The organism is Streptomyces sp. NPDC020807 (assembly GCF_040641575.1).
Taxonomy (GTDB): Bacteria; Actinomycetota; Actinomycetes; order Streptomycetales; family Streptomycetaceae; genus Streptomyces.
Genome location: NZ_JBFADU010000018.1, coordinates 13,381 through 38,433, shown reverse-complemented (window position 1 = coordinate 38,433; position 25,053 = coordinate 13,381). Strand labels below are relative to the sequence as shown.

The 25,053-nt window shown below is 72.7% G+C and carries 20 protein-coding genes and 1 riboswitch; of the genes, 9 read left to right on the top strand and 11 right to left on the bottom strand.

Going from position 1 to position 25,053, the window contains the following annotated elements; all coding sequences use genetic code 11:
- Positions 1 to 11: 11 nt before the first annotated feature.
- Positions 12 to 698, bottom strand: a complete 687-nt coding sequence (locus AB0G79_RS23835; RefSeq protein ID WP_360809625.1) for a response regulator — start codon at positions 696 to 698, stop codon at positions 12 to 14.
- Positions 695 to 2,383 carry a sensor histidine kinase gene (locus tag AB0G79_RS23830; RefSeq protein ID WP_360809623.1) on the bottom strand — a complete coding sequence of 563 codons (1,689 nt, stop codon included), beginning with the start codon at positions 2,381 to 2,383 and terminating at the stop codon, positions 695 to 697. The genes AB0G79_RS23835 and AB0G79_RS23830 overlap by 4 nt, the downstream gene beginning before the upstream one ends.
- Positions 2,384 to 2,529: 146 nt before the next feature.
- On the opposite strand from AB0G79_RS23830, the gene AB0G79_RS23825 reads away from it, so the two are divergent.
- Positions 2,530 to 3,582 carry a GTP-binding protein gene (locus tag AB0G79_RS23825; protein WP_360809621.1) on the top strand — a complete coding sequence of 351 codons (1,053 nt, stop codon included), beginning with the start codon at positions 2,530 to 2,532 and terminating at the stop codon, positions 3,580 to 3,582.
- A 44-nt stretch (positions 3,583 to 3,626) separates the two neighbouring features.
- Here the strand turns inward: AB0G79_RS23825 and AB0G79_RS23820 are convergent, their stop codons facing one another.
- On the bottom strand, positions 3,627 to 6,086 hold the full coding sequence (locus AB0G79_RS23820) for a DNA topoisomerase IV subunit A (RefSeq protein WP_360809619.1): 2,460 nt from the start codon (positions 6,084 to 6,086) through the stop codon (positions 3,627 to 3,629).
- A 181-nt stretch (positions 6,087 to 6,267) separates the two neighbouring features.
- Between AB0G79_RS23820 and AB0G79_RS23815 the strand changes: the two genes are divergently transcribed.
- From AB0G79_RS23815 to AB0G79_RS23800, 4 genes are all read left to right on the top strand, one after another.
- Positions 6,268 to 7,608, top strand: a complete 1,341-nt coding sequence (locus AB0G79_RS23815) for a pitrilysin family protein (protein WP_360809617.1) — start codon at positions 6,268 to 6,270, stop codon at positions 7,606 to 7,608.
- Between the two features lie 26 nt (positions 7,609 to 7,634).
- On the top strand, positions 7,635 to 9,002 hold the full coding sequence (locus AB0G79_RS23810; protein WP_360809792.1) for a pitrilysin family protein: 1,368 nt from the start codon (positions 7,635 to 7,637) through the stop codon (positions 9,000 to 9,002).
- Between the two features lie 216 nt (positions 9,003 to 9,218).
- A riboswitch (cyclic di-AMP (ydaO/yuaA leader) is annotated at positions 9,219 to 9,380 on the top strand.
- 7 nt (positions 9,381 to 9,387) lie between these two features.
- On the top strand, positions 9,388 to 10,170 hold the full coding sequence (locus AB0G79_RS23805; protein ID WP_360809615.1) for a M23 family metallopeptidase: 783 nt from the start codon (positions 9,388 to 9,390) through the stop codon (positions 10,168 to 10,170).
- Positions 10,171 to 10,303: 133 nt separating this feature from the next.
- Complete coding sequence (locus AB0G79_RS23800) at positions 10,304 to 10,987, top strand: GntR family transcriptional regulator (protein ID WP_360809613.1); 684 nt, start codon at positions 10,304 to 10,306, stop codon at positions 10,985 to 10,987.
- A 153-nt stretch (positions 10,988 to 11,140) separates the two neighbouring features.
- On the opposite strand, the gene AB0G79_RS23795 is transcribed toward AB0G79_RS23800, so the two are convergent.
- Positions 11,141 to 11,422, bottom strand: a complete 282-nt coding sequence (locus AB0G79_RS23795) for an HPr family phosphocarrier protein (protein ID WP_360809611.1) — start codon at positions 11,420 to 11,422, stop codon at positions 11,141 to 11,143.
- A gap of 175 nt (positions 11,423 to 11,597) precedes the next feature.
- Here AB0G79_RS23795 and AB0G79_RS23790 point away from each other — a divergent pair, with 175 nt between their 5' ends.
- From AB0G79_RS23790 to AB0G79_RS23775, 4 genes are read left to right on the top strand one after another with little or no spacing between them, the layout of a single operon-like run.
- Positions 11,598 to 14,678 (top strand): GNAT family N-acetyltransferase, encoded by a 3,081-nt coding sequence (locus AB0G79_RS23790; RefSeq protein WP_360809609.1) that lies wholly within the window; start codon positions 11,598 to 11,600, stop codon positions 14,676 to 14,678.
- 57 nt (positions 14,679 to 14,735) lie between these two features.
- Positions 14,736 to 15,332 (top strand): DUF5998 family protein, encoded by a 597-nt coding sequence (locus tag AB0G79_RS23785; protein WP_360809607.1) that lies wholly within the window; start codon positions 14,736 to 14,738, stop codon positions 15,330 to 15,332.
- Positions 15,332 to 16,537 (top strand): nucleotide pyrophosphatase/phosphodiesterase family protein, encoded by a 1,206-nt coding sequence (locus tag AB0G79_RS23780; protein ID WP_360809605.1) that lies wholly within the window; start codon positions 15,332 to 15,334, stop codon positions 16,535 to 16,537. The genes AB0G79_RS23785 and AB0G79_RS23780 overlap by 1 nt, the downstream gene beginning before the upstream one ends.
- A gap of 47 nt (positions 16,538 to 16,584) precedes the next feature.
- Positions 16,585 to 17,235 carry a thymidine kinase gene (locus AB0G79_RS23775; protein WP_360809603.1) on the top strand — a complete coding sequence of 217 codons (651 nt, stop codon included), beginning with the start codon at positions 16,585 to 16,587 and terminating at the stop codon, positions 17,233 to 17,235.
- A gap of 13 nt (positions 17,236 to 17,248) precedes the next feature.
- Here the strand turns inward: AB0G79_RS23775 and AB0G79_RS23770 are convergent, their stop codons facing one another.
- From AB0G79_RS23770 to AB0G79_RS23740, 7 genes are read right to left on the bottom strand one after another with little or no spacing between them, the layout of a single operon-like run.
- The gene (locus AB0G79_RS23770) at positions 17,249 to 17,905 is read right to left on the bottom strand and encodes a LysE family translocator (protein WP_360809601.1); all 657 of its coding nucleotides are present in this window, start codon (positions 17,903 to 17,905) and stop codon (positions 17,249 to 17,251) included.
- A gap of 17 nt (positions 17,906 to 17,922) precedes the next feature.
- Positions 17,923 to 18,837 carry an alpha/beta hydrolase gene (locus AB0G79_RS23765; RefSeq protein ID WP_360809599.1) on the bottom strand — a complete coding sequence of 305 codons (915 nt, stop codon included), beginning with the start codon at positions 18,835 to 18,837 and terminating at the stop codon, positions 17,923 to 17,925.
- The gene (locus tag AB0G79_RS23760) at positions 18,837 to 20,216 is read right to left on the bottom strand and encodes a hypothetical protein (protein ID WP_360809597.1); all 1,380 of its coding nucleotides are present in this window, start codon (positions 20,214 to 20,216) and stop codon (positions 18,837 to 18,839) included. Before AB0G79_RS23760 ends, AB0G79_RS23765 begins: the two co-directional genes overlap by 1 nt.
- Positions 20,216 to 21,478 carry an ATP-grasp domain-containing protein gene (locus AB0G79_RS23755; protein ID WP_360809595.1) on the bottom strand — a complete coding sequence of 421 codons (1,263 nt, stop codon included), beginning with the start codon at positions 21,476 to 21,478 and terminating at the stop codon, positions 20,216 to 20,218. Before AB0G79_RS23755 ends, AB0G79_RS23760 begins: the two co-directional genes overlap by 1 nt.
- The gene (locus AB0G79_RS23750; protein WP_360809593.1) at positions 21,475 to 22,407 is read right to left on the bottom strand and encodes an alpha/beta hydrolase; all 933 of its coding nucleotides are present in this window, start codon (positions 22,405 to 22,407) and stop codon (positions 21,475 to 21,477) included. Before AB0G79_RS23750 ends, AB0G79_RS23755 begins: the two co-directional genes overlap by 4 nt.
- Positions 22,404 to 23,708, bottom strand: a complete 1,305-nt coding sequence (locus tag AB0G79_RS23745; protein WP_360809591.1) for an MFS transporter — start codon at positions 23,706 to 23,708, stop codon at positions 22,404 to 22,406. The genes AB0G79_RS23750 and AB0G79_RS23745 overlap by 4 nt, the downstream gene beginning before the upstream one ends.
- Positions 23,705 to 24,967 carry an ATP-grasp domain-containing protein gene (locus AB0G79_RS23740; protein WP_360809589.1) on the bottom strand — a complete coding sequence of 421 codons (1,263 nt, stop codon included), beginning with the start codon at positions 24,965 to 24,967 and terminating at the stop codon, positions 23,705 to 23,707. The genes AB0G79_RS23745 and AB0G79_RS23740 overlap by 4 nt, the downstream gene beginning before the upstream one ends.
- Between the last annotated feature and the right edge of the window lie 86 nt (positions 24,968 to 25,053).

The following is a 25,053-nucleotide window of genomic DNA, read 5'->3' as shown; positions in this document are numbered from 1 at the left end:
TCGGGAGCGGACTACGGCCGCTGCGAGGGCGCCCAGGTGTACCGGTGCTCGGGGCGGCCCGTCTCGCCGTAGCGGAGCGAGAGTCGCACGCGGCCGGTGCGTTCGAGGAGCTTCAGGTAGCGCTGACCGGTCTGGCGGCTCACACCGGCCCGGTCGGCGATCTCCTGCGTGGAGAGCGGCCCCTCGGCGGCGAGCAGGACCTGCCGGACCAGTTCGGCCGTCGTGGGGGAGTGCCCCTTGGGCAGGTCGGGGGCGACGGTGCCGGCCGCCAGGACCCCGAAGAGCCGGTCGACCTCGGCCTGTTCCGCCTCGCCGCCGGTCTCCAGGGCGCTGCGGAGGGCCGCGTACGCCTCCAGCTTGGCGCGCAGCCCGGCGAAGGCGAAGGGCTTGACGAGGTACTGGAGGGCGCCGTGCCGCATCGCCGCCTGCACGGTGGTGACGTCGCGCGCGGCCGTCACCATGATCACGTCGCACTGGTGGCCGCGCGCGCGGAGCTCCCGTACGGCGGCGAGGCCGTTCTCGTCCGGGAGGTAGTGGTCGAGCAGGACCAGGTCGACGGGGTGCTTGTCCAGGGCGGCCAGGGCCTCCGCCGTCGAGTGGGCGGTGGCGGCGACCCGGAAGCCGGGGACCTTGGCGACGTACGCGGCGTTGATCCGCGCCACGAGGACGTCGTCGTCGACGACGAGGACGTCGATCATCGGGGCTCCTCGGTGGGTTCGGGTGTGGTGCCCGCGGGTTCGGGTTCGGGGGCGGTCAGCGCGTCCGGGAGTTCGACCCTGAACTCGGCTCCGCCGTCCGGGCCCGCTGCCGCCAGGGCCGTACCGCCGCGGCGCTCGGCCAGGCGGCGGACGAAGGCGAGGCCGAGGCCCCGCTTGCCGTGCGACGGGAGCTCCTTCGTCGACCAGCCCTCCGTGAAGACCAGCTCGCGGTGTTCCTCGGGGACGCCCGGACCGCTGTCCGTGACCCGGAGCACGACCGTACGGCCCTCGGTGCGGAACGCGACCTCGATCCGGGCGGCGGGGGTGCCGGAGACGGCGTCCAGCGCGTTGTCGACGAGGTTGCCGACGACGGTGACCAGCTCGCGGGGGTCGACCAGCCGGTCAGGGAGGAAGGAGTCCGGGGAGAGGCGGAGCGACACCCCGCGCTCGGCGGCTACGGACGCCTTGCCGACCAGGAGCGCGGCGAGCAGCGGGTCGCGGACCCTCTCGGTGACCTGCTCGGCGGTGGCCCGGTGGACCCCGGCCACCTCGGTGACGTACGCGACCGCCTCCTCGTGCATCTCCAGTTCCAGGAGGCCGAGGAGGGTGTGGAGCCGGTTGGCGTGCTCGTGGTCCTGCGCGCGCAGGGCGTCGATCAGGCCGCGCGTCGAGTCCAGCTCGCGTCCGAGCCGCTCCAGCTCCGTGCGGTCGCGGAGGGTGGCGACGGCGCCGCCGTCGTCGGTCGGCATGCGGTTGGCGACCAGGACCCGGTGCCCCTGGACGGTGAGCAGGTCGTCGCCGGTGACCCGGCCGGCGAGGACGTCGGCCGTACGGCCCGGGCCGAGGACCTCGTCGAGGGGGCGCCCCGCGGCGTCGGGGCCGAGACCGAGGAGGCGCTGGGCCTCGTCGTTGACCAGGCGGACGGAGCCGGAGCGGTCGATGGCCACGACGCCCTCGCGGATGCCGTGCAGCATCGCCTCGCGCTCGGCGAGGAGTGCGGAGATGTCGGAGAAGGCCAGGTCGTGGGTCTGCCGCTGGAGGCGGCGGGAGATCAGGTACGCGGCCAGGGCGCCGACGGCGAGCGCGCCGCCCGCGTACGCGAGGAGGCCGGGGATCGTGGCCAGGAGGCGGTCGCGGACGCTGTCGTACGCGATGCCGACGGAGACCGCGCCGACGACGGCGCCGTCCGCGTCGCGCAGCGGCGACTTGCCGCGCGCCGTGCGGCCGAGGGTGCCGCTGTCGATCTCCATGACGTCGTGGCCGCCGAGGACCGTGCTGGGGTCGGTGGAGACCCGGCGGCCGAGCTGCGCGGGGTCGGGGTGCGACCAGCGCATCCCGTGCGTGTCCATGACGACGACGTACTCGGCGCCCGTGGACGTCCTGACGCGTTCGGCCGCGAGCTGCACCGGTCCGACGGCGGAGGGCGTAGTTCCGGTCAGGTCGGCGGCGAGGCGGGGCGAGGCGGTCGTCTGGGCGATGGCCAGGGCCCGGCGCATCGCCTGGTCGTCGAGCTGCGCGCTGAGCGGGGCGAGGAAGAGCCCCGTGGCGAGCACGGTCACGCCCGCCGCTATGCCCAGCTGCATCAGCAGCACCTGCGAGAACATCCGCCGGGGCCATCCGAACCGCCGCCGCCGCGCGCGTGGGCGCGCGGTGGCGGCGGCGGTAGTGCTCCGGACGGGACGCATGGCGGAAACGGTAAGCGGCCGGGGGCCGGGACCGGAAATACCGGGGCGGGGGCCGGGGGGATCGCGAGGCTCGGATCCGGGTGGCGTGCCTATCCTGGGGCGTTCCCACGGATGTGGGAGGAAACGCTCGACCGGAGGCGCCACCCTTGACCACGCAGCAGATCCCCGTCGTCGTCCTCGCCGGGTTTCTCGGGGCCGGGAAGACCACGCTCCTCAACCACCTGCTGCGCCAGGCCAGGGGCACCCGCATCGGGGTCATGGTCAACGACTTCGGGGACATCGGGATCGACGCGATGACCGTCGCCGGACAGGTCGGGTCGACTGTCTCCCTCGGGAACGGCTGTCTGTGCTGCGCGGTCGACGCGAGCGAGCTGGACGAGTACCTGGAGGTTCTCACCCGGCCCGAGTCACGGCTCGACGTGATCGTCATCGAGGCGAGCGGGCTCGCCGAACCGCAGGAACTGGTCCGGATGGTGCTCGCGAGCGAGAACGAGCGGATCGTCTACGGCGGGCTGGTCATGGTGGTCGACGCGGCCGAGTTCCAGGACACCCGGCAGCGGCATCCCGAGACCGACCGGCACCTCGGCATCGCCGACCTCGTCGTCGTGAACAAGTCCGACCGGGTCTCCGCGGGGGAGCTGCTCGCCGTCCGTGAGGCCGTCGGGGGGCTCGTCCGGCGGGCCGCCGTCGTCGAGGCCTCGCACGGGCGGATCGATCCGGAGCTGCTCTTCGACCGGGTGGTGCCCGAGGACGAGATCGAGGGCCAGATGTCCATCGAGGACATCCTGTACGGCTCCGACGACGACGGGCACGCCCACCCGCACGCGGCGTACGACACCGTCTCGCTGGCGACGTCCGCCCCGCTCCACCCCCGGCGGCTGATGGAGTTCCTCGACTCCCGGCCCGAGGGCCTCTACCGGATCAAGGGCTTCGTCGACTTCGGCGCCGCCGACCCGGCCAACCGGTACGCCGTGCACGCGGTCGGCCGTTTCCTGCGCTTCTACCCCGAGCCGTGGACCGGGGGCGAGGAGCGGACGACCCAGCTCGTGCTCATCGGGTCGGCCGTCGACGCCGCCGGTCTCCGCAAGGAGCTCGCCGCGTGCGAGCAGAACGGACCGCAGGACGCCCCCGACGAGCACAGCATGTGGGGCGTCCTGCGGTACGTGCGCCAGACGGAGGAGGAGCCGGACGAGGGCTGAGCCCCCGTCCGGCCTCTGTCCGACCGTCGTCCGGTCCCGCTCGGTCAGTTCGGCGGGGCCGCCACCACGTCGACCTGCTGCGGCAGCGGCGTGCCCGAGCCGTCGCGGCGCGGGTCCGGCTCCGGGAGGGCGACCGGGGTGCCGTTCTTCTGCGCGGCACGGGCCGGTGTGGCGCCCGCCCAGGCCAGGAGCAGGACGTCCTCGCCCTTCAGGAAGCGCTGGCAGCGGACGCCACCGGTCGCGCGGCCCTTGCGCGGGTACTGGTCGAAGGGCGTCAGCTTCGCCGACGTACCCGCCGCGCCGACCAGGGTGCCCGTGGTGCCCGCGACGGTGAAGACCGCCGCGTCCGCGGCCGGGTCCACCGCCGTGAACGAGATCACCTCGGCGCCCGCCGTCAGCTTGATGCCCGCCATGCCGCCGGCGGGACGGCCCTGCGGCCGTACCTGCGTGGCCTGGTAGCGCAGGAGCTGGGCGTCGGAGGTGATGAAGACGAGGTCCTCCTCGCCCGTGCGCAGCTCGGTCGCGCCGACGATCCGGTCACCGTCCTTGAGGGTGATGACCTCCAGCTCGTCCTTGTTCGCCGGATAGTCCGGCACCACGCGCTTGACCACGCCCTGGAGCGTGCCGAGCGCGAGGCCGGGGGAGGACTCGTCGAGCGTGGTCAGGCAGACCACCGTCTCGTCCGCCTCCAGGGAGAGGAACTCCGAGAGCGGTGCGCCGCCCGCGAGGTTCGGGGCGCTGGCCGTGTCCGGGAGCTGCGGCAGGTCGATCACGGACAGGCGGAGGAGGCGGCCCGCGGACGTCACCGCGCCGACGTCACCGCGCTGGGTGGCCGCCACCGCCGAGACGATCACGTCGTGCTTGCTGCGCTTGGCGTCCTCGTCGGCGGCCGGGAGCTCGCCCGTCGCCGTACGGGCCAGGAGGCCGGTCGAGGAGAGCAGGACGCGGCAGGGGTCGTCGGCGACCTCGAGGGAGACGGCGGCGACGGGCGCGCCGGCCGACTCGAGCAGGACCGTCCGGCGGTCGGTGGCGAACTTCTTCGCGACCGCGGCCAGTTCCGCCGAGACCAGCTTGCGCAGCTCGGTGTCGGAGTCGAGGATCCCGGTCAGCTCGTCGATCTCGCCGTTCAGCCGGTCGCTCTCGGTCTCCAGCTCCAGGCGGTCGAACTTGGTGAGGCGGCGCAGCGGCGTGTCCAGGATGTACTGCGTCTGGATCTCGCTCAGGGAGAAGCGCTCCATCAGGCGCTCCTTGGCCTGCGCGGAGTTGTCGCTCTCCCGGATGATCCGGATGACCTCGTCGATGTCGAGGAGCGCCACGAGGAGGCCCTCGACCAGGTGCAGCCGGTCGCGCTTCTTGGTGCGGCGGAACTCGGAACGGCGCCGGACCACATCGAAGCGGTGGTCGAGGTAGACCTCCAGGAGCTCCTTGAGGCCGAGCGTGAGCGGCTGGCCGTCGACCAGCGCCACGTTGTTGATGCCGAAGGACTCCTCCATCGGCGTCAGCTTGTAGAGCTGCTCCAGGACCGCTTCCGGCACGAAGCCGTTCTTGACCTCGATGACGAGGCGCAGGCCGTGGTTGCGGTCGGTCAGGTCCTTGACGTCCGCGATGCCCTGGAGCTTCTTGGAGCCGACGAGGTCCTTGATCTTGGAGATGACCTTCTCGGGGCCGACCGTGAAGGGCAGCTCGGTCACGACGATGCCCTTGCGGCGCGCCGTGACGTTCTCCACGGTCGCCGTGGCGCGGATCTTGAAGGAGCCGCGGCCCGACTCGTACGCGTCCTTGATGCCGGACAGGCCGACGATCCGGCCGCCGGTGGGCAGGTCGGGGCCCGGGACGAACCGCATGAGCGTCTCGAGGTCGGCGCTCGGGTGGCGGATGAGGTGCCGGGCGGCCGCGACGACCTCGCCGAGGTTGTGCGGCGGCATGTTCGTCGCCATGCCGACCGCGATGCCGGACGCGCCGTTGACCAGCAGGTTCGGGTAGGCGGCGGGGAGCGCGACGGGCTCCTGCTCCTGGCCGTCGTAGTTCGGCGAGAAGTCGACCGTGTCCTCGTCGATGGACTCGGTCATCAGGAGGGCGGCGGGCGCCATCCGCGACTCGGTGTACCGCATGGCGGCCGGCGGGTCGTCGTTGCCGAGGGAACCGAAGTTGCCGTGGCCGTCGACGAGGGGGAGCCGCATCGAGAAGGGCTGCGCCATGCGGACCATGGCGTCGTAGATCGACGCGTCGCCGTGCGGGTGGAGCTTGCCCATCACCTCGCCGACGACGCGGGCGCACTTGACGAACCCGCGGTCGGGGCGCAGACCCATCTCGCCCATCTGGTAGACGATGCGTCGCTGGACGGGCTTCATGCCGTCGCGGGCGTCGGGAAGCGCGCGCGAGTAGATCACCGAGTACGCGTACTCGAGGAAGGAGCCCTGCATCTCGTCGACGACGTCGATGTCGAGGATCCTCTCCTCGAACGCGTCGTCCGGCGGCGGTGTCTTCGTGCTGCGGCGGGCCATCGCGGCTGCGGCTCCTTCACCAACATGGTTGATCTGACGCGGACCATTGTGGACCGTGCCACCGACAACGCCGACCGCGACCCGGAAGAGGGACATCCCGTCCGGGCGGGAACTTCGCGAGGTGTCGGCGCGCTTGCATACAGTGGCAGGACTTTTTCACATCGCGATCGAAGGGACGTACATGCCCATGGGTCACACGGCCACGGCCGAGGCCGGCTCCGGCGGCCTGACAGCGACCGAGCACCGGTTGGCGAACGGCCTGCGCGTGGTGCTGTCCGAGGACCACCTGACCCCGGTCGCCGCGGTCTGCCTCTGGTACGACGTCGGCTCGCGCCACGAGGTCGCCGGTCGTACGGGCCTCGCCCACCTCTTCGAGCACCTGATGTTCCAGGGCTCGAAGCAGGTCCACGGCAACGGCCACTTCGAGCTGGTGCAGGGCGCGGGCGGCTCGCTCAACGGCACGACGAGCTTCGAGCGCACCAACTACTTCGAGACCATGCCCGCGCACCAGCTGGAGCTCGCGCTCTGGCTGGAGGCCGACCGCATGGGCTCGCTGCTCGCGGCCCTGGACGACGAGTCGATGGAGAACCAGCGGGACGTCGTCAAGAACGAGCGCCGCCAGCGCTACGACAACGTGCCGTACGGCACGGCCTTCGAGCGCCTCACGGCCCTCGCGTACCCCGACGGCCACCCGTACCACCACACGCCGATCGGCTCCATGGCCGACCTGGACGCGGCCACCCTCGAGGACGCGCGGAACTTCTTCCGTACGTACTACGCGCCGAACAACGCGGTGCTGTCCGTGGTCGGCGACATCGACCCGGAGCAGACCCTCGCCTGGGTCGAGAAGTACTTCGGCTCGATCCCCGGTCACGACGGCAAGCCCGAGCCGCGCTCCGGCGAGCTGCCCGAGACCATCGGCGAGCAGCTGCGCGAGGTCGTCGAGGAGGAGGTCCCGGCCCGCGCGCTGATGGCCGCCTACCGCCTGCCGCACGACGGCACGCGCGCGTGCGACGCCGCCGACCTGGCCCTGACGGTCCTCGGCGGCGGCGAGTCCTCCCGGCTGCACAACCGCCTGGTCCGCCGCGACCGTACGGCGGTGGCCGCGGGCTTCGGCCTGCTGCGGCTCGCGGGGGCGCCCTCGCTGGGCTGGCTGGACGTGAAGACGTCCGGCGGCGTCGAGGTTCCGCAGATCGAGGCGGCCGTCGACGAGGAGCTCGCCCGCTTCGCCGCCGAGGGCCCCACGCCCGAGGAGATGGAGCGCGCGCAGGCGCAGCTGGAGCGCGAGTGGCTGGACCGCCTCGGCACGGTCGCGGGCCGCGCCGACGAACTGTGCCGGTTCGCGGTCCTGTTCGGTGACCCGCAGCTCGCCCTCACCGCCGTCGACCGGGTGCTCGACATCACGGCCGACGAGGTGCGCGAGGTCGCCGCCGCCAAGCTGCGTCCCGACAACCGCGCCGTGCTCGTCTACGAGCCCGTGGCACCCGAGCAGAGCGACGAGGAAGAGGGGGCGGACCGGTGACCGACACTGCCGCGTCTTTGACGAGCATGGACTTCCACCCGCAGCCGACGCCCGGCGAGGCCAAGCCCTGGGCCTTCCCGGCCCCGGACCGCGGCAGCCTGTCCAACGGCCTGACGGTGCTGACGAGTCACCGCCCCGGCCAGCAGGTCGTCGCCGTGGAGATCTTCCTCCCGGCGCCGCTCGACGCCGAGCCCGCCGGTCTCGACGGCGTCGCCACGATCATGGCCCGCGCGCTCTCGGAGGGCACGGACCAGCGCAGCGCCGAGGAGTTCGCGGCCGAGCTGGAGCGCTGCGGCGCGACGCTCGACGCGCACGCCGACCACCCGGGCGTACGGGTCTCCCTGGAGGTCCCGGTCTCCCGGCTGCCCAAGGCGCTCGGGCTGCTCTCCGAGGCCCTCATCTCCCCGGCGTTCCCGGTGGAGGAGATCGAGCGCCTCGTGGCCAACCGGCTCGACGAGATCCCGCACGAGGCGGCCAACCCGGCGCGGCGCGCGGCCAAGCAGCTCTCCAAGGAGCTGTTCCCGGCGGAGTCGCGGCTGTCCCGGCCGCGCCAGGGCACCGAGGAGACCGTCAAGGCGATCGACGCCGCCGCGGTCCGCGCGTTCTACGACGCGCACGTGCGGCCCGCCACGGCGACCGCCGTGGTCGTCGGCGACCTGACCGGTGTCGACCTCGACAAGCTCCTCGCCGAGACGCTGGGCGCCTGGACGGGCGAGCCGGGCGAGCCGCTGCCGATGCCGTCGATCACCGCCGACGACACCGGACGGGTCGTCATCGTGGACCGGCCGGGCGCGGTCCAGACCCAGTTGCTGATCGGCCGGATCGGTCCGGACCGTCACGACAGCGTCTGGGCGGCTCAGGTCCTCGGCACGTACTGCCTGGGCGGCACGCTCACGTCCCGGCTCGACCGGGTCCTGCGCGAGGAGAAGGGCTACACGTACGGCGTGCGGGCCTTCGGGCAGGTGCTGCGCTCCGACGCCGAGGGGCGCGGCGCGTCGATGCTCGCGATCAGCGGTTCGGTCGACACCCCCAACACCGGTCCGGCACTTGACGACCTGTGGAAGGTGCTGCGGACCCTCGCCGCCGAGGGCCTCACCGACGGCGAGCGCGAGACCGCCGTGCAGAACCTGGTGGGCGTGGCCCCGCTCAAGTACGAGACGGCCGGTTCGGTCGCCGGGACGCTCGCCGACCAGGTCGAGCAGCACCTCCCGGACGACTACCAGGCCCGGTTGTACGCCCGGCTGGCCGAGACGGGCACGGTCGAGGCGACCGCCGCCGTCGTCAACGCCTTCCCGGTGGACCGGCTCGTCACCGTCCTGGTGGGCGACGCGGCGCAGATCGCGGAGCCGGTGCGCGCGCTCGGGATCGGCGAGGTCACGGTCGTGACGGGCTGATCCGACGGGCTGACAACCAGCTTGCCGGCACGGCCCGAGGAGGCCCCGACGTCATGGTTTCGTCGGGGCCTTCCGCTATGTCTGAATTGGGAACAAGTCGACAGTATGACCTGTGGCATGTCTTACAAACAGGCGTGTCTGTTTGGTGATGGGAAGACGGGACGCATAGCGTCGGGGCGGCTGTCCGGCAGTTGCACGTGCCGCACCCGCGGCGACGGACAGTCATCGCCGAGTCCCCGTCAGGCGCGAGCCTGGGGAGCCGGGGACCCATAGTCCCTGGGGTGAATCGGGCGCCTTCGTCACCGACGGAGGGGCTCGTAGGAGACCTTCCTGCTCCGAACCCGTCAGCTAACCCGGTAGGCGAGAAGGAAGGAAAGGAACAGCCTTGGCGTTCACCCGTGCCACCGGGAAGCATCGTGGTCCGAGCCGGATGGCTCGCCGCAGCGCGGGTATAGCGGGCGTCGCGACGCTCGCGACCACCGGCGTCATAGGAACCCTCGCCTCCCCGGCGCTCGCCGCCGACGGTGACAACCGCTCCGCCGAGGACACCGGGCTCACCCAGGTGATCACCGAGGACTCCCTCGCGGACCGGGTCAACGCCCAGGTCGCCGCCCAGGAGCAGGAGGCCTTCGAGGCCGCCGCCAAGGCGAAGGCCGAGGCCGAGGCCCGCGCGGAGGCCAAGCGCAAGGCCGAGGCCCGCGCCAAGGAGGTCCGCGAGGAGCGCGAGCGCGCCGCCCGCGAGGCCGAGCGCCGCCGCCTCGCCACCTTCCAGCTCCCCGTCGCCGGCTCGTACGTGAGCACCGGCTACAAGACCGGCGGCTCGCTCTGGTCCTCCGGCAGCCACTCCGGCATCGACTTCCACGCCGCCTACGGCAGCAGCGTCGTCTCCGTCGGCTCCGGCACCGTCGTCGAGGCCGGCTGGGGCGGCGCGTACGGCAACAACATCGTCATCCAGATGAACGACGGCACGTACACCCAGTACGGGCACCTCTCGTCCATCGGGGTCTACGTCGGCCAGACCGTCGAGCCGGGCCAGCAGATAGGCATCTCGGGCTCGACCGGCAACTCGACCGGCCCCCACCTCCACTTCGAGGCCCGGACGGGCGCCGAGTACGGCTCGGACATCAACCCCATCACGTACCTCCGCGCCCGCGGCGTCAGCCTCTGACGTACCGCGCGTTCCGCGTCACGAAAGCCCCGGCTCGTCCAGAGCCGGGGCTTTTTGAATTCTCGGGGGGCATCGGAATTTCCGCTCTGCTGCAATAGAGTCGGTCTCTCGCGGAAGAAAGCGGAGGTCGGTCATGCGCGTTCCCGCGCAATCGGTATGCACGGCGATCCGGGACGACATCGTCTCGGGCGTCTTCGAGCGGGGAGGGCGGCTGACCGAGGAGCAGCTCGCCCGCCGCTACGGGGTCTCCCGTGTCCCGGTCCGCGAGGCCCTGCGCACCCTGGAGTCCGAGGGCTTCGTCGTCACCCGGCGGCACGCCGGCGCCCACGTCGCCGAACCCACCGAACAGGAGGCGGCCGATCTCCTCGACATGCGGGCCCTCCTCGAACCGCTGGGCGCCGCCAGGGCCGCGCAGCGGCGTACGGAGGCGCACCTCAAGGTGTTGCGGGGCCTGGTCAGGCTGGGGCAGGAGCGGGCCAGGCGCGGCCAGGGCGAGGATCTGCGGGCGCTCGGGGCCTGGTTCCACGAGACCCTCGCGCAGGCCTCCGGCAGCCCGGCCCTGACGGCGCTGCTGACCCAGCTGCGGCACAAGATCGCCTGGATGTACGCGGTCGACCAGCCGGCCAAGCCCGTCGAGGCCTGGGCGGAGCACGGCGCCATCGTGGACGCGGTCGCGCGGGGGGACGCCGAGCGGGCCAGGGCGCTGACCGCCCTGCACGCGGAACGCACGCTCGGGCTGCACCGGCTCAAAAGACCGGACGGCGCCCGCGTGAGGGTTTCGCAACATGTCGTCAACACGGCGAGCGGCCGGAATTAACATGCGCGCCGTATACAAAGAGACGTATGCGGGGGGAAATTCGAACCGCGCTTTTCGTGCTGCCTGGAAAAGGTGAAACCGGCGCTCCGGAATGCGAATGGCCCGGCCGCCGGAATTCCGGCGGCCGGGCCATTCGTCGTGCGGTGGTCCGGATCAGACGGTCTCGGGGAGCTCGTCCAGGCCCTCGGCGACCAGCTTCGCGAGGCGGTCGAGAGCGGTCTCGGCGCCCTCGGCGTCGGAAGCGAGGACGACCTCCTCGCCGCCCTGCGCACCCAGGCCGAGCACCGCGAGCATGGACGCGGCGTTCACGGGGGTGCCCTCGGACTTGGCGATCGTCACCGGCACGCCGGAAGCCGTGGCGGCACGGACGAAGATGGACGCGGGGCGGGCGTGCAGGCCCTCGGCCCAGCCGACGTTGACGCGGCGCTCAGCCATGGTGTTGCCCTTCGGGTCTCAAGCGGGTTGTCTAGACCAGTCTCTCACGGGATGCGCGGTGCTCAAGCCGACCTTCGGCCCGGAACGGACCGTCTTTCGGCCCTCCCCACCTTGCCCGCCCGCCGCGCGCCGCGCGACCGATGCCCGTAGGGCGTACCACCCTTAGGCTGACCCCATGCAGAGCGCCTCGGAGCCGTCGGAGCACGCCTACCCCGATCACTGGGAGGCCGACGTGGTGCTCCGGGACGGCGGCACCGCGCGCATCAGGCCCATCACCGTCGACGACGCCGACCGGCTCGTCAGCTTCTACGAGCAGGTCTCGGACGAGTCGAAGTACTACCGCTTCTTCGCGCCCTACCCGAGGCTCTCCGCCAAGGACGTCCACCGCTTCACCCACCACGACTTCGTCGACCGCGTCGGCCTCGCCGCGACCGTCGGCGGCGAGTTCATCGCCACCGTCCGCTACGACCGCATCGACGAGCGGGGCATGCCCGCCTCGGGTCCCGCCGACGAGGCCGAGGTCGCCTTCCTGGTCCAGGACGCCCACCAGGGGCGCGGTGTCGCCTCCGCGCTGCTCGAACACATCGCGGCCGTCGCCCGCGAGCGGGACATCCGCCGCTTCGCCGCCGAGGTGCTCCCCGCCAACACCAAGATGATCAAGGTCTTCACGGACGCCGGGTACACCCAGAAGCGCAGCTTCGAGGACGGCTCCGTCCGCCTCCACCTCGACCTCGAACCGACCGACCGCTCCCTCGCCGTCCAGCGCGCCCGCGAGCAGCGCGCGGAGGCGCGGTCCGTGCAGCGGCTCCTCACCCCCCGGTCCGTCGCCGTCGTCGGCGCCGGCCGCGCGCCCGGCGGGGTCGGCAGGACCGTCCTCCGCGACCTCCTCGACGGCGGCTTCACCGGCCGTGTGTACGCGGTGAACGCGGCGCTCACCGACGAGACCGGCACCATCGACGGCGTCCCCGCGCACTCCTCCGTCGGCGCCGTCGGCGAACCCGTCGACCTCGCGATCGTCGCCGTCCCCGCCGAACGGGTCCCGGAGGCCGTCGCCGACTGCGGCGAGAACGGCGTCCAGGGCCTCGTCGTCCTCTCCGCCGGATACGCCGAGAGCGGCACCGAGGGCCGCGAGAGGCAGCGCGCGCTGGTGCGGCAGGCCCGCTCGTACGGCATGCGGATCATCGGCCCCAACGCCTTCGGCATCATCAACACCGCCGACGGCGTCCGGCTCAACGCCTCCCTCGCCCCCCAGATGCCGGCCGCCGGGCGGATCGGGCTCTTCACCCAGTCCGGCGCGATCGGCATCGCGCTCCTCGCCGGGCTCCACCGCCACGGCGCGGGGCTCTCCTCCTTCATCTCCGCGGGCAACCGCGCCGACGTCTCCGGCAACGACTTCCTCCAGCACTGGTACGACGACCCCGGCACCGACGTCGTCCTCCTCTACCTGGAGTCGATCGGCAACCCCCGCAAGTTCACCCGCCTCGCCCGCCGCACCGCCGCCGTCAAGCCGGTCGTCGTCGTCAAGGGCGCCCGGCACAGCGGCAGCGCCCCGCCCGGCCACCGCGTCCCCGTCACCCGCATCCCGCACGCCACGGTCTCGGCGCTGCTCCGCCAGGCCGGGGTCATCCGCGTCGACACCGTCACCGAGCTCGTCGACGCGGGTCTCCTCCTGTCCGCCCAGCCGCTGCCGGCCGGGCCACGCGTCGCGATCCTCGGCAACTCCGAGTCGCTCGGCCTCCTCACGTACGACGCCTGCCTCACCGAGGGACTGCGCCCGCTGCGGCCGCTCGACCTCACCACGGCGGCGGGCCCGGCCGACTTCCGGGACGCGCTCGCGGCGGCGCTCGCGGACGAGACCTCCGACGCGGTCGTCGTGACCGCGATCCCGTGGGTGGGGGAGAACGGAGCCACCGAGTCCGGCGACGGGGAGGTCCTCGCCGCCGCCCTGCGTGAGGCCGTCGCCGCCGCCCCGACCTCGGCGAAGCCGGTCGTCGTCGTCCACGTCGAGATGGGCGGCCTCGCGGAGGCCCTCGCGGTCGCGACGAGCACCCGCCCGGCGCCGCAGGGGGCGCGTACGGCACCGACGGGATCGCGCACGGCCCCGCCCGAACCCGGACCGCTCCCCACCACGTCCTCCACCTCCACCTCCACCTCGACGTCCACCTCCACCGGACAGGCCACGGCCCCGGTCACGCCCCCAACCACCCCCACCGGACCGGCCGCGGCCCCGGTCACGTCTCCCGCCACCACCGGGCAGGCCGCGCCCGCCTCCACCTCCGGACCCGCCACGAACCCGGCCGCCGCGCCCGCCTCCACCCCCGGCGCCGCCCCCGACGACGGCGAGGAGGCCGGCGGTTCCCCGGCGGCCCCCCACACCACGATCCCCGCCTACCCCGCCGCCGAGCGTGCCGTCCGGGCGCTCGCCGAGGCCGTGCGGTACGGGCAGTGGCGGCGGCAGGCCGCCGAGCCCGGCCGGGTGCCCGAGTACGACGACATCGACGAGCCCGGGGCCGCCGCGCTCATCGCGCGCGTGCTCGGGGACGACGCGGCGGACCCGCGGGGCGTGACCCTCGGGGCCGAGGACGCCGGGGAGCTGCTCGCGCGGTACGGGATCACCGTCCGGCCCACGCTCCCCGCGCCCACCCCGGACGAGGCCGTCGCCGCCGCCCGCCGCCTCGGCTACCCGGTCGCCCTCAAGACGACCGCGCCCCACCTGCGCCACCGTCCCGACCTCGGGGGCGTACGGCTCGACCTGGCGACCGAGGAGCAGCTCCGCACCGCCTACGCCGAGCTGACCGAGGTCCTCGGCAAGCCGGAGGAGCTCGCGCCCGTCGTGCAGGCGATGGTGCCCCGGGGCGTCGACACCCTCGTCCGCGCCGCCATCGACCCCGCGGTCGGCGCCGTCCTCTCCTTCGGCCTCTCGGGGGCGGCCTCCGAGCTCCTCGGCGACACGGCCCACCGCCTGGTCCCGGCCACCGACCGGGACGCCGCCGAGCTCGTCCGCTCCATCCGCACCGCCCCGCTGCTCTTCGGCTGGCGCGGCTCGGCCCCCGTCGACACCCCGGCGCTCGAAGAGCTCCTGCTCCGCGTGTCCCGGCTCGTCGACGACCACCCCGAGGTCGTCGCGGTCTCCCTGGAGCCGGTCGTCGTCGCCCCCGGCGGCCTCTCCGTCCTCGACGCCACGGTCCGCCTCGCCCCGCCCCCGCCGCGCACCGACCTGGGCCCGCGCCGCCTGCCGAGTTACGGAGACGCCTGAGGGAGAGAGCCGACGGGGCGGGCCGAGCGGCGCCCGCGGCCCCGTACCATGGAGTCCATGGCAAAGAGCGGGACGACGACCCAGGGGCTGCGCGCGGCGATCGAGCGCAGCGGCTACTACCCGGCCCTCGTGGCCGAAGCGGTGGAGGCCGCTGTCGGCGGGGACGCCGTCTCGTCGTACGTGGTGCACCAGGAGACCACCTTCGACGCGAACGAGGTCCGACGGCACGTCACCGTCCTCGTCCTGACGCCGCACCGCTTCATCGTCAGTCACACCGACGAGCAGGCCGCCGACTCCAGCTCCCCGACGCCGTACGCCACGACGTCCACCGAGTCCGTGAAGCTCGACCGGATCGCGTCCGTCGTCGTCTCCCGCGTCGTCTCCAACCCCGAGTCCTACACGCCGGGCACCCCGCCCCGCGAGGTCGTCCTCACCATCGGCTGGGGAGCCGTCTCCCGGATCGACCTGGAGCCCGCCGCCTGCGGCGACGCCAACTGCGACGCCGACCACGGCTACACGGGCAACGCCACCGCCGACGACCTGAGCCTGCGGGTCAGCGAGGCCGGCGACGGCCCCGACACCGTCAAGCAGACCCTGGCCTTCGCCCAGGCGCTCTCCGAAGCCATCGCGGCCACCGCCGCCCCCACGCGCTGATGGTCCAGCCGACCGCCGTGTCCCACGGCTGGCCCGACGACCCGGTTCCGCTGGCCCTCGACACCGCACCGGTGCCCGAGTACGGCTCCGGCTCGCTCGGCGACCTGCTCCCGACCCTCGTCGCCGCCCAGGGCGTCCCCGGCTTCGGCGGACGGATCGCCGAGCTGTCCCCGGCCGACCGGAACTGCGTCTTCCTGATCGACGGCCTCGGCTGGGAGCAGATCAAGGCCCACCCGGACGAGGCCCCCTACCTGACCTCGCTGCTCGGCTCCTCGCGCGGCGGCACGGGTCGCCCGGTCACCGCCGGCTTCCCCGCCACCACCGCGACCTCGCTCGCCTCGGTCGGCACCGGCCGCTACCCCGGCACGCACGGACTGCCCGGCTACACCGTCCGCAACCCCGCGACCGGCGAGCTGATGAACCAGCTCCGCTGGAAGCCGTGGACCGCGCCGCGCGCCTGGCAGCCCTACCCCACCGTCTTCGGGCTCGCGCACGAGGCCGGGATCCACACCGCCCAGGTCTCGTCCCCGATCTTCGAGCAGACCCCGCTGACGCAGATCGCGCTCAGCGGCGGGACGTTCCACGGCCGGCTCTCCGGCGAGGAGCGCATGGACTTCGCCGCCGAGCAGCTCGCCGCCGGCGACCGCTCGCTGGTCTACACGTACTACAGCGAACTCGACGGCGCCGGACACCGCTTCGGCATCGACTCCGACGCCTGGCGCGGCCAGCTCATGTTCGTCGACCGGCTCGTCCAGCGGCTCGCCGAGCAGCTCCCCGCCCGCTCCGCGCTGTACGTCACCGCCGACCACGGCATGGTCGACATCCCCTTCGACGAGCAGCACCGCATCGACTTCGACGAGGACTGGGAGCTGCGCGCGGGTGTCGCCCTGCTCGGCGGCGAGGGCCGCGCCCGCCACGTCTACGCGGTGCCCGGCGCCGAGGCGGACGTCCTCACCTGCTGGCGCGAGGTCGTCGGCGAGCAGTTCTGGGTGGCGAGCCGCGACGAGGCCATCGCCCTCGGCTGGTTCGGCGACGAGATCGACGAGCGGGTGTACGGCCGGATCGGCGACGTCGTGGCCGCCGCGCACGACGACGTCGCCATCACCGCTTCCGTCAACGAGCCCCACGAGTCGGCCATGGCCGGCATGCACGGCTCCATGACCGCAGCCGAGCAGCTCGTCCCGCTGCTCGAAGTCCGCTCCTAGCCCCCGCGCACACGTTCCCCCCTGCCCCGAAAGGTCTCCGACCCGTCATGCCCGAGCTGGTCTTCTTCTCCGGAACCATGGACTGCGGGAAGAGCACCCTGGCCCTCCAGATCGGACACAACCGTTCGGCGCGCGGGCTCCAGGGCGTGATCTTCACGCGTGACGACCGGGCGGGCGAGGGCAAGCTCTCCTCCCGCCTCGGCCTGGTGACCGAGGCCGTCGAGGCGGGGGAGGGCATGGACCTGTACGCGTACCTCGTCGGCCAGCTCTCCCAGGGCGGCAAGGCGGACTACGTGATCGTGGACGAGGCGCAGTTCCTCGCCCCCGAGCAGATCGACCAGCTCGCCCGGATCGTCGACGACCTCGACATGGACGTCTTCGCCTTCGGCATCACGACCGACTTCCGGACGAAGCTCTTCCCCGGCTCGCAGCGGCTCATCGAGCTCGCCGACCGCATCGAGCAGCTCCAGGTCGAGGCCCTGTGCTGGTGCGGCGCCCGCGCCACCCACAACGCGCGCACGGTCGGCGGCGAGATGGTCGTCGAGGGCGAGCAGGTGGTCGTCGGGGACGTGAACCGGCCGGCCGAGGAGATCGGGTACGAGGTCCTCTGCCGCCGTCACCACCGGCGCCGGATGACCTCCGCCGCGGCCCGCGCCGGGGCGCTCTCGCCGGACGTCCTTCCGGTCAACCAGGCCTGATGCCCCCGGGGGCCTACACCCCCAGGGCCAGCCGCACCCCGAAGCCGATGAAGACCAGGCCGAGGCCCAGCTCCACCCAGCGCATCAGCGCGTCACGGCCGTCCGGCCGGCGGTGGGCGAGGGCCGCGCCGATCCTGACCAGGCCCTCCGTGAGCACGATCAGCCAGAGCGCGCCGATCGCCAGGTAGACCGCCGCCAGGATCGCCATGGAACGGCCCGGCGGTTCGCCCGCCGGGACGAACTGCGGCAGGAAGGCGAGCAGGAAGAGCCCGACCTTCGGGTTGGTGCCCGTGCAGGCCAGGCCGTGGAGGTAGGTGCGGACGAGGCTCCGGGGCGGTGAGGGTGCCACCGCCACGGGGGCCGCCGGGGACGTCGCGTGCGCCGGGGACCGTACGGCTCCGATCACGGACCGCGCCCCCCAGTAGAAGAGCAGCGCCGCGCCCGTCCACTGCACCACCCGGAACAGCGTGCTGTCCGTGGTCAGCAGCAGCGAGACCCCGAGGATCGAGGCGGCCGCCTGGAGGGCGCCCGCCGTGATCATGCCGGCGGCGGCGGAGAGCGGCCGTGCCCGGCCGCCCCCGCCGAGCGCGAGCCGGGTGATCAGCGCCGCGTCCGGTCCCGGTACGACGATGACCAGCAGGGAACTGGCCAGGAAGATGCCACTGATCATCGGTCCCGCACCTCTCGTCAGCCGGCCTTCCAGAACTCCCGCAGCAGTGCGAAGAGCGTCTCCGGCTCCTCCACGTGGCCGAACGAGCCGCTGCGCTCCAGGATCCGGAACTCGAACTGCGGCGCGTGGACCACGAAGTCGTGCTGGAGCTTCGGGTACAGCGCCCGGTCGAACCGGCCCGCGAGGACCAGCGTCCGCGCGGTGATCTCCTTGAGGCGGGGACGGAAGTCCGGGATCCGCGCGACCTCGCCGCCGATGATGAAGTCGACGTCGGCACCGACGAAGACCGGGTACAGCTCCATGTTCCGCGCGCCCGGCTCGTTGAGCAGGAGCGAGGCGTTGTCCGGGTGGTAGAAGCGCACCAGCTTGGTCGCCGCCGCGAACTGCTCGCGCAGCGCCTCGTCCGTCGACACCAGGCCCTGCGCCCGCAACTCCTGGATGCGCGCCCACACTTCGGGAGCCTGATGGGCCAGTTCGCGGTTGATGTTGGCGTGGTTGAGCTGCCACATCTCCGGGCTGTGCAGGCTGTTGGCGAGGACGAGCGTCCGGACGAGGTGGGCGTGGTCGAGCGCGAGGGCCTGGCCGAGGAGGCCACCGTACGAGAAGCCGTAGACGTGTACGGGGCCGAGGCCGAGCGCCTCGATCAGGGCGGCCACGTCGGCCACGTCGTCCTGGAAGGTGATCTCGGAGAGCTCGCCGGGGGCGTCCGAGCGACCGCGCCCGTACAGGTCCACGTAGACGACCTGGTGGGTCTCGGCCAGGGCCGAGAAGAACGGGTGGAAGACGAGGTGGGAGCCGGCCGGGCCGAGTCCGGACAGGAGCAGCACCGGCTCGCCGCTGCCCTCCGTCTCCACCCACAGCCGGCGCCCGCGCACCTCGTAGTGCCGCCCCTCCGGGTGGTGGATGCCGCTGACCTGCTGCTGAGTCGTCATCAGGGTGCCTTTCCCTCGTCGTACGTGAAGACCCCGGCGGTCCGGGTCCTCGCATTGCTGCCGATGCCGATGACGGCGCTCTCGTCGGCCGGCAGGGCGCGCGCGTACGTGCCCGCGTAGCCCTGCGGCGTCAGGAACATCCCCCAGGCGGCCTGCCACCGCTCCGGGCGGCCCGTCTCCGGGTCGATCACCGGCTCGTGCCGCGGCGTCACACGCCGCTGCACGATCGCACCCGCCGCGTCGACCGACTCCAGGGCCCGCCGCCAGGAGGCCTCGTCGACCTCCCAGCCCGCGACGATACCCGCGCCGCCGTACAGCGCGTTGGGCTTGAGGATCAACTCCTCGCGGAGATCCATGAATTCGTCCGGAAGAGCACCCGTGTCCCGGCCGACGGTGCCGCCGATCGCCCTGGTCCACGGCACCACCCGCTCGACGAGCGCGCGCTCGGCGTCGGTGAAGTCGGCCTGGAAACGCGGGTCGGAGACCATCGCGAAACAGCCCTTGTTGTTGAAGAGGTTGGACTCCATCGGCGTCCACAGGACCAGCGTTCCGGCCTCCACCGCCCGGTGGACGGGCTCCAGGAGCGCCTCGCCGTCCGGCTGTTCGAGCATCTCGTCGGCCGAGAAGCACCGCAGGATCACGTCGAGCCGCCGGCCGTCGAGGACGATCCGGTCGCCCTCGGCCCGGACGTCGCTGATCTCGCCGATGTGGAAGTCGAGGCCGAAGCCCCGCATCAGCTCCTCGAAGGCGCGCCAGGCGCCCCCGTACGAGCCGAGGCCGCCCGGCGCCTCCAGGAGGGCGATCACCGGCTCGCGGCCGGACGCGACCTCGGCGCCGGCCGTACGGAGGGTGTCGGCGACCATCCGACCGGTGTCCGTGTACGCCAGGTCGTGTTCCTTCGCGAACCGCGCGAAGGCCTCGACCTCCAGGAGCAGCCGGGGGAGTTCGCCGGAGCGCTCGATGCCGCCGAGCTCGCTCGCGATGTTGAACTCCAGGAGCCGGAAGGCCGTGCCGTCGTGGTACATGTCGGCCCGGCCGTACCGCGGCGGCGTCACCCCGCCGAGGCGGGTGATCATCCGGGTCCGGCGCTCGCCGATCGAGAGCGCCGCGCAGTACCGCTCCAGGTCGCCGCCGAAGAGCCGGGACGGCAGCGAGGAGAACAGGTCGAAGACGCCCGAGATGTCGTCGGCGAAGGCGCGGACCTGTGCCTCCTCCACGAACAGCGGTCGGGGGAAGAGGCGTTGCCCGGAGTCGGCGGCGAGCAGCGGCGGAAGCTCCGCGTCGCTCATCGCCGTGAGCAGCCGGCTGTCCGGGGCGAGGCAGTCCCGCAGGTACCGCTCCGTCACCCCGTCGGCGTCGACGCCGGTGAACTCGTTCATCAGGCGGGGTCCTCCGTGACGATCAGCCCCGCCTCGATCCGCCTGACCTCCGCGTAGTCCGCCTCGATCTGCGCCCGGTCGGGCCCGCTCAGCACCGCGAAGCCGAGGCTCAGGGTGTTCAGGAGGTCCTTCGTGACCTCCAGGCGGTCGCCGTCCTTCACACCGACCACGTGCGCGTGGTGGCTGGGCAGCTTGCCGATCTCCTCCAGGCAGTCCGCGTTGCGGACGATGCCCGCACTGCGGCTGATGAGGAAGACGACCAGCGTCGGGTTGAGCAGCTCGTAGTGCTCGGGAAGCTCGCCGTCCTTCGTGAAGTGGCGCACGGCCCGGTCCACCTGGCTGTCGCCGGTCGCGGCACGGCAGAACCGCGGCTGACCGCCGCCGTGCGGGCGGGCGTTGAGCTCGATGAGGCGCGGGCCGTCCTCGGTGAGCATCACCTCGACGTGCGCGGCACCGGTGCGGAAGCCCACCGAGTCGAGGAACGTCTTGGTGTACGCGACCAGTCCGGCGACCTCGGGGGCGTCGGGCGCGACCCACTCCATGGCCTCGTACACGGCCATGTGCGTGCCGTTGTCGACCTTGCTGTAGCGGCAGAGGTCGGTGACCGAGTGGACGCCGTCGTGGCTGAAGACGTCCACGACGTACTCGTCGCCGGTCACGAACTCCTGTACCAGCATGACGTCGTTGACGATCTGCCACTGGTTGGGCCGGCCGAGCTGCGCCTCGAACGCCTCGCGCCAGTCGTCCCGTACCCGCGTCACGCCGTCCGTGCTCGCGCTCTTCGGCGGCTTCACGACCAGGTCGCGCCCGGTGAGGCCCTCGGCCTCGATCCAGGCGGCGACCTCCTCCGGGTCGGCCGTGCAGATCTGCCGGATCACCGGCAGCCCGGCCCGGCGGGCCGCCGCCGCCATCTCGCCCTTGTGGCGGCGCGCGAGGCGCAGCTCGGGGACGTTGGCGAGGTCCTCGGTGACCCGCTCGGCGAGGAGGTCGGCGAGCTCGACGCCGGACTCGGCGCCCGGCAGGACGCAGCGGGGTGCGAGCTCCCGCAGCCGGGCCGTGACCGCGTCGAGGTCACCGTCGAAGACGATCACCTCGGGGAAGTCCTCGGGGTGGAAGGAGGCGCGGTAGACCTCCGGCATGTCGGGGCCCGAGAGGACGGCCACGACCGGGACCCCGGCCTCCTTGAAGGCGGGCGCGTACATGCCGCCGGAGGAGAAGGGGTCGACGATGACCGCCGGGCCCGTGGGGTTCGAGAGGGTCACGCGTCGACTCCTGTCAGGCGGGCGGCGGCGGCGCAGTACCGCAGCCAGGCGTCCATCACGTTCGGGGAGAGCTGCCGGGCGCGTACGGCCGCGTGCACGAGGCCCGGCTCGACGACGAGCTCCACCTCGGTGCCGTTCTCGCGCAGCAGGTCGGCGTAGGTCGTGGAGTCGACGACGAGGGAGTCCAGCTCGGCGCCCATGATGTACGCCGGCGGGAGCCCGTGGAACTCGCCGCGGACCAGCGGCGAGACGTACGGGTCCAGGACGTCGGAGGCGTCCGGGCAGTAGCAGGCGGTGTAGTACTCCATCTCGCCGCCGGTCAGCAGCGGGGCGTCGTCGCCTCCCTCGCGCCAGCGGGAGAAGTCCAGGACCGGGCTGATCGGGGCCTGGCCGGCGATCTTCGGGCCCTGGCGGTCGCGGGACATCATGCAGAGGACGACGGACATGTTGCCGCCGGAGCTGTCCCCGCAGATGACGACCTTCTCCGGGTCGACGTCGAAGCGGTCCGCTTCGGCCACCACGCCGCACAGCGCGGCGTAGCAGTCCTCCAGGCAGGCCGGGAAGGGGTTCTCGGGGGACATGCGGAAGTCGACGGCGACCGTGACGAGACCGGAGTTCGCGGCCAGTTCGGCGGCGACCGTGTTGTGCGTGTCCAGCGAGCCGACGACGAAGCCGCCGCCCCGGATGTAGAGCAGCACGCCCCGGCCCTTGCGCTCGGCCGGTCGGTAGACCCGGACCGGGACCCGCAGCCCCTCGTGCTCGACGGCGTCGTCGCTGATGTCCACGCCCTCGGGCAGCTCGTACGGGAACTCCTCACCGAGCCCCAGGTAGAGCGCGCGCTGCTCCTCGACCGGCTTCAGGTAGAAGTCCGGCGGCATCGCCGCGTTGCTGCGCGAGACGAACTCCTCGATACCCGGCGCGTACATCATCGATCTCCCTTGGATTCTGCGGTGTTGAGGACGGCGGCACGCATGCCGCGCCGGAGGAGTGCGGGCAGGCACAGGACGGTGCCGACGGCGCCGATCCACATCGCTCCCGTGAGGCCGACCAGGGCCGTCGCGATGGAGGCGAGGAGGCTGCCGAGCGAGATCATGCCCCAGATCAGGAACCGCTGGACGGAGCCGACGCGGCCCAGGAGCTCGGAGGGCGTGACCATTTGACGGAGCGTCAGAGAAGTGGGCGAGTACGAGCCCTCGCCGACGCAGTGGAAGATGGAGCCGAAGATCAGGCCGATGGTTCCGGGGATGCCGCCGAGCGAGCCGAAGGCGGGCATCAGCAGGATGCCGGTCACGGAGATGCTCGCCGAGATGAACAGCGCCTTCTCGTAGCCGATCCGCTCGCCGAGCCTGGCCGAGATCATGTTGCCGATCGGGTAGCCGGCCGCCGCCGCGCCGACCACGACGCCGATCCACTGCGTGGACAGGCCCAGCTCGATCTTGCAGTACAGGACGAGGCTGGTCGTCACCATGGTCAGGAACAGCGTGTAGGTCGTGCCGCACAGCATGATCGGCTGGAGGATCGGGTGGCTGCGCACGAAGGTCAGGCCCTCGCCGATGGCCTTCCGCATCCAGCCGCGCTCGCGCTCGGTCTTCGCGCGCGGCGGCTCCTTGTGCTTCATCATCGCGAGCGTCACGACGGAGACGGCGAAGCCGACGGTGTTGGCCGCGACGGCGCCGACCAGGCCGAGGAAGGCGATGACCGGGGCGCCCACCATCGGGCCGACCGCCTGGGAGGTCGACTCGGACAGCGCGAGACGGGCGTTGCCCCGGTGCAGGTCCTTGGTGTTCTTGAACAGGTCGGGCAGGTACGAGGTGTAGGCGACCTGGAAGAACACGACCGCCACGCCGCTGACCGTGATGAGCGCGAACAGCGTGACGAACGACAGCGAGTCGACCGCGGCGAGCAGCCAGATCGCGCCGAAGGAGAAGAACTGGATGGTGTTCGCGCCGATCATCGTCGCGAGCCGGGGCAGCCGGTCGACGATCGCACCGGCCTGGAGCCCGAGCAGCAGGAACGGCAGGAAGAGCGCGAACTTGAGCAGGGCGGCCTGCGCGGGCGAGGCGCCGAGCGTCGTGACCGCGAGCAGCGGCAGGGCCAGCGTCATGAACTGGTCGCCGAAGAGGCTGACCGACTGCCCGGTCCACAGCAGCGCGAAGTCCCGCTTGGCGGTGGGCGCGTTGGGCGGGACCTCCGCCTCGGGCAGGGCGCCCGCGTCGGGTGCGGAGGTCATGAGGTCGCCGCCGCCCGCACGCTCATGGCCTGCCGCGCCGTCTCCGCCGCCGCGTCGCACTCGGCCGCCGACGCGCCCTCGACGACCACGTATCCGTACCGGCTCGTGACGTGCCCCGCCGGCGGGAGCAGCAGCTCCTGCCCGGGCCCGGCCAGGACGCCCGAGGCGTTCGTCGCGGCGGCGAGCGCGGGCTCGTCGACGACGACCTCGCTCACCACGCAGTCCGCCTCCGGGTAGAGGAAGTGCACGGCCGCCACCCGGCGCTGCGTGCCGGCGACGTCGGGGCGCTTCCCGCAGGCCACCTCGACCGCGACCCGGCCGGGGTCGACGCCCGTGGCCACCGAGCCGACGTACGGGATGAGGTCGCCGCCGAGCCGGGCGTTGATCTCGATGATCTTCGGGCCGTCCGCGGTGAGCCGCACCTCGGTGTGGGTGATGCCCGTGGTGTAGCCGGTCGCCGCGTGCGCCCGCGTCAGGACGTCGAGGAGGGCCGGGTCGGTGAGCAGAGGGTCGGCCGCGTCGACCGTGTGGCCGGTCTCCTCGAAGTACGGGTCGAAGCCGCTGATCTTGCGGGCCACGAAGAGCGGCAGCAGCTCGCCGTCGACGAGGGCCGCGTCCACGCTGATCTCGTCGCCGACGAGGTACTCCTCCACCAGGACCCCGGCCTCGTAGAACGGCACGCCGTCCTCCTCGGCGCCGCGCGCCTCCGCGTACCCGGCTTCGAGCCCGGCCTCGTCGGCGACCGCGTTCACGCCGAAACTGGCGCCCAGGGCACGGGGCTTGAGGATGACGGGGTAGCCGATGCCGGCCGCCGCCTCGCGCGCCTCCTCCAGGGAGGAGACCAGGACGGACGCGGCCTGCGGGACGCCGGACGCGGCGAGGGCGGTACGGGTGCGGTGCTTGTCCCGGCAGCGGCCGACGGCCTCCGGGAGGGTGCCCGGCAGGCCCAGGGCCTGCTGGAGCTCGGCCGTCTGGACCATCCGCACCTCGTCCCAGCACAGCACGCCGGAGACCGCGTGCCGGCCGTCGAGGTCCTTGGCGGCGGCGGTCATGGCCGCGACGTCGAGGGTGTCGACCACGGTGTGGCCGACGATGTACCGCTTCTCCCAGGTCGGCTCCTGGGTCAGGAACAGCCAGACGCGCCCCGCCCCCGACACCAGGTCGAGCAGGTACTCGCGGTAGAGGTGGTAGCCGCTGCTGACGAGGATGATCAGCGGCTTGTCGGCGTCCTCGCCGGTCGGGTGAGGGTGGGTCGTCATCGAGGTCTCCTGGAAATGCGTGGTGCGGGGTGGCGGACCGGCGGGCCGGGCGGTGTGCGTCGCCCGGCCCGCCGGCCGGTGGTGCG

What these genes read in the sequence shown, in the direction of transcription:
- AB0G79_RS23820 (WP_360809619.1), bottom strand. Translation starts at nt 6,086, where the DNA reads ATGGCCCGCCGCAGCACGAAGACACCGCCGCCGGACGACGCGTTCGAG.
- AB0G79_RS23800 (WP_360809613.1), top strand. Translation starts at nt 10,304, where the DNA reads ATGCGCGTTCCCGCGCAATCGGTATGCACGGCGATCCGGGACGACATC.
- AB0G79_RS23760 (WP_360809597.1), bottom strand. Translation starts at nt 20,216, where the DNA reads ATGAACGAGTTCACCGGCGTCGACGCCGACGGGGTGACGGAGCGGTAC.
- AB0G79_RS23745 (WP_360809591.1), bottom strand. Translation starts at nt 23,708, where the DNA reads ATGACCTCCGCACCCGACGCGGGCGCCCTGCCCGAGGCGGAGGTCCCG.
- AB0G79_RS23750 (WP_360809593.1), bottom strand. Translation starts at nt 22,407, where the DNA reads ATGATGTACGCGCCGGGTATCGAGGAGTTCGTCTCGCGCAGCAACGCG.
- AB0G79_RS23815 (WP_360809617.1), top strand. Translation starts at nt 6,268, where the DNA reads ATGCCCATGGGTCACACGGCCACGGCCGAGGCCGGCTCCGGCGGCCTG.
- AB0G79_RS23785 (WP_360809607.1), top strand. Translation starts at nt 14,736, where the DNA reads ATGGCAAAGAGCGGGACGACGACCCAGGGGCTGCGCGCGGCGATCGAG.
- AB0G79_RS23780 (WP_360809605.1), top strand. Translation starts at nt 15,332, where the DNA reads ATGGTCCAGCCGACCGCCGTGTCCCACGGCTGGCCCGACGACCCGGTT.
- AB0G79_RS23765 (WP_360809599.1), bottom strand. Translation starts at nt 18,837, where the DNA reads ATGACGACTCAGCAGCAGGTCAGCGGCATCCACCACCCGGAGGGGCGG.
- AB0G79_RS23770 (WP_360809601.1), bottom strand. Translation starts at nt 17,905, where the DNA reads ATGATCAGTGGCATCTTCCTGGCCAGTTCCCTGCTGGTCATCGTCGTA.
- AB0G79_RS23835 (WP_360809625.1), bottom strand. Translation starts at nt 698, where the DNA reads ATGATCGACGTCCTCGTCGTCGACGACGACGTCCTCGTGGCGCGGATC.
- AB0G79_RS23790 (WP_360809609.1), top strand. Translation starts at nt 11,598, where the DNA reads ATGCAGAGCGCCTCGGAGCCGTCGGAGCACGCCTACCCCGATCACTGG.
- AB0G79_RS23810 (WP_360809792.1), top strand. Translation starts at nt 7,635, where the DNA reads ATGGACTTCCACCCGCAGCCGACGCCCGGCGAGGCCAAGCCCTGGGCC.
- AB0G79_RS23795 (WP_360809611.1), bottom strand. Translation starts at nt 11,422, where the DNA reads ATGGCTGAGCGCCGCGTCAACGTCGGCTGGGCCGAGGGCCTGCACGCC.
- AB0G79_RS23775 (WP_360809603.1), top strand. Translation starts at nt 16,585, where the DNA reads ATGCCCGAGCTGGTCTTCTTCTCCGGAACCATGGACTGCGGGAAGAGC.
- AB0G79_RS23740 (WP_360809589.1), bottom strand. Translation starts at nt 24,967, where the DNA reads ATGACGACCCACCCTCACCCGACCGGCGAGGACGCCGACAAGCCGCTG.
- AB0G79_RS23830 (WP_360809623.1), bottom strand. Translation starts at nt 2,383, where the DNA reads ATGCGTCCCGTCCGGAGCACTACCGCCGCCGCCACCGCGCGCCCACGC.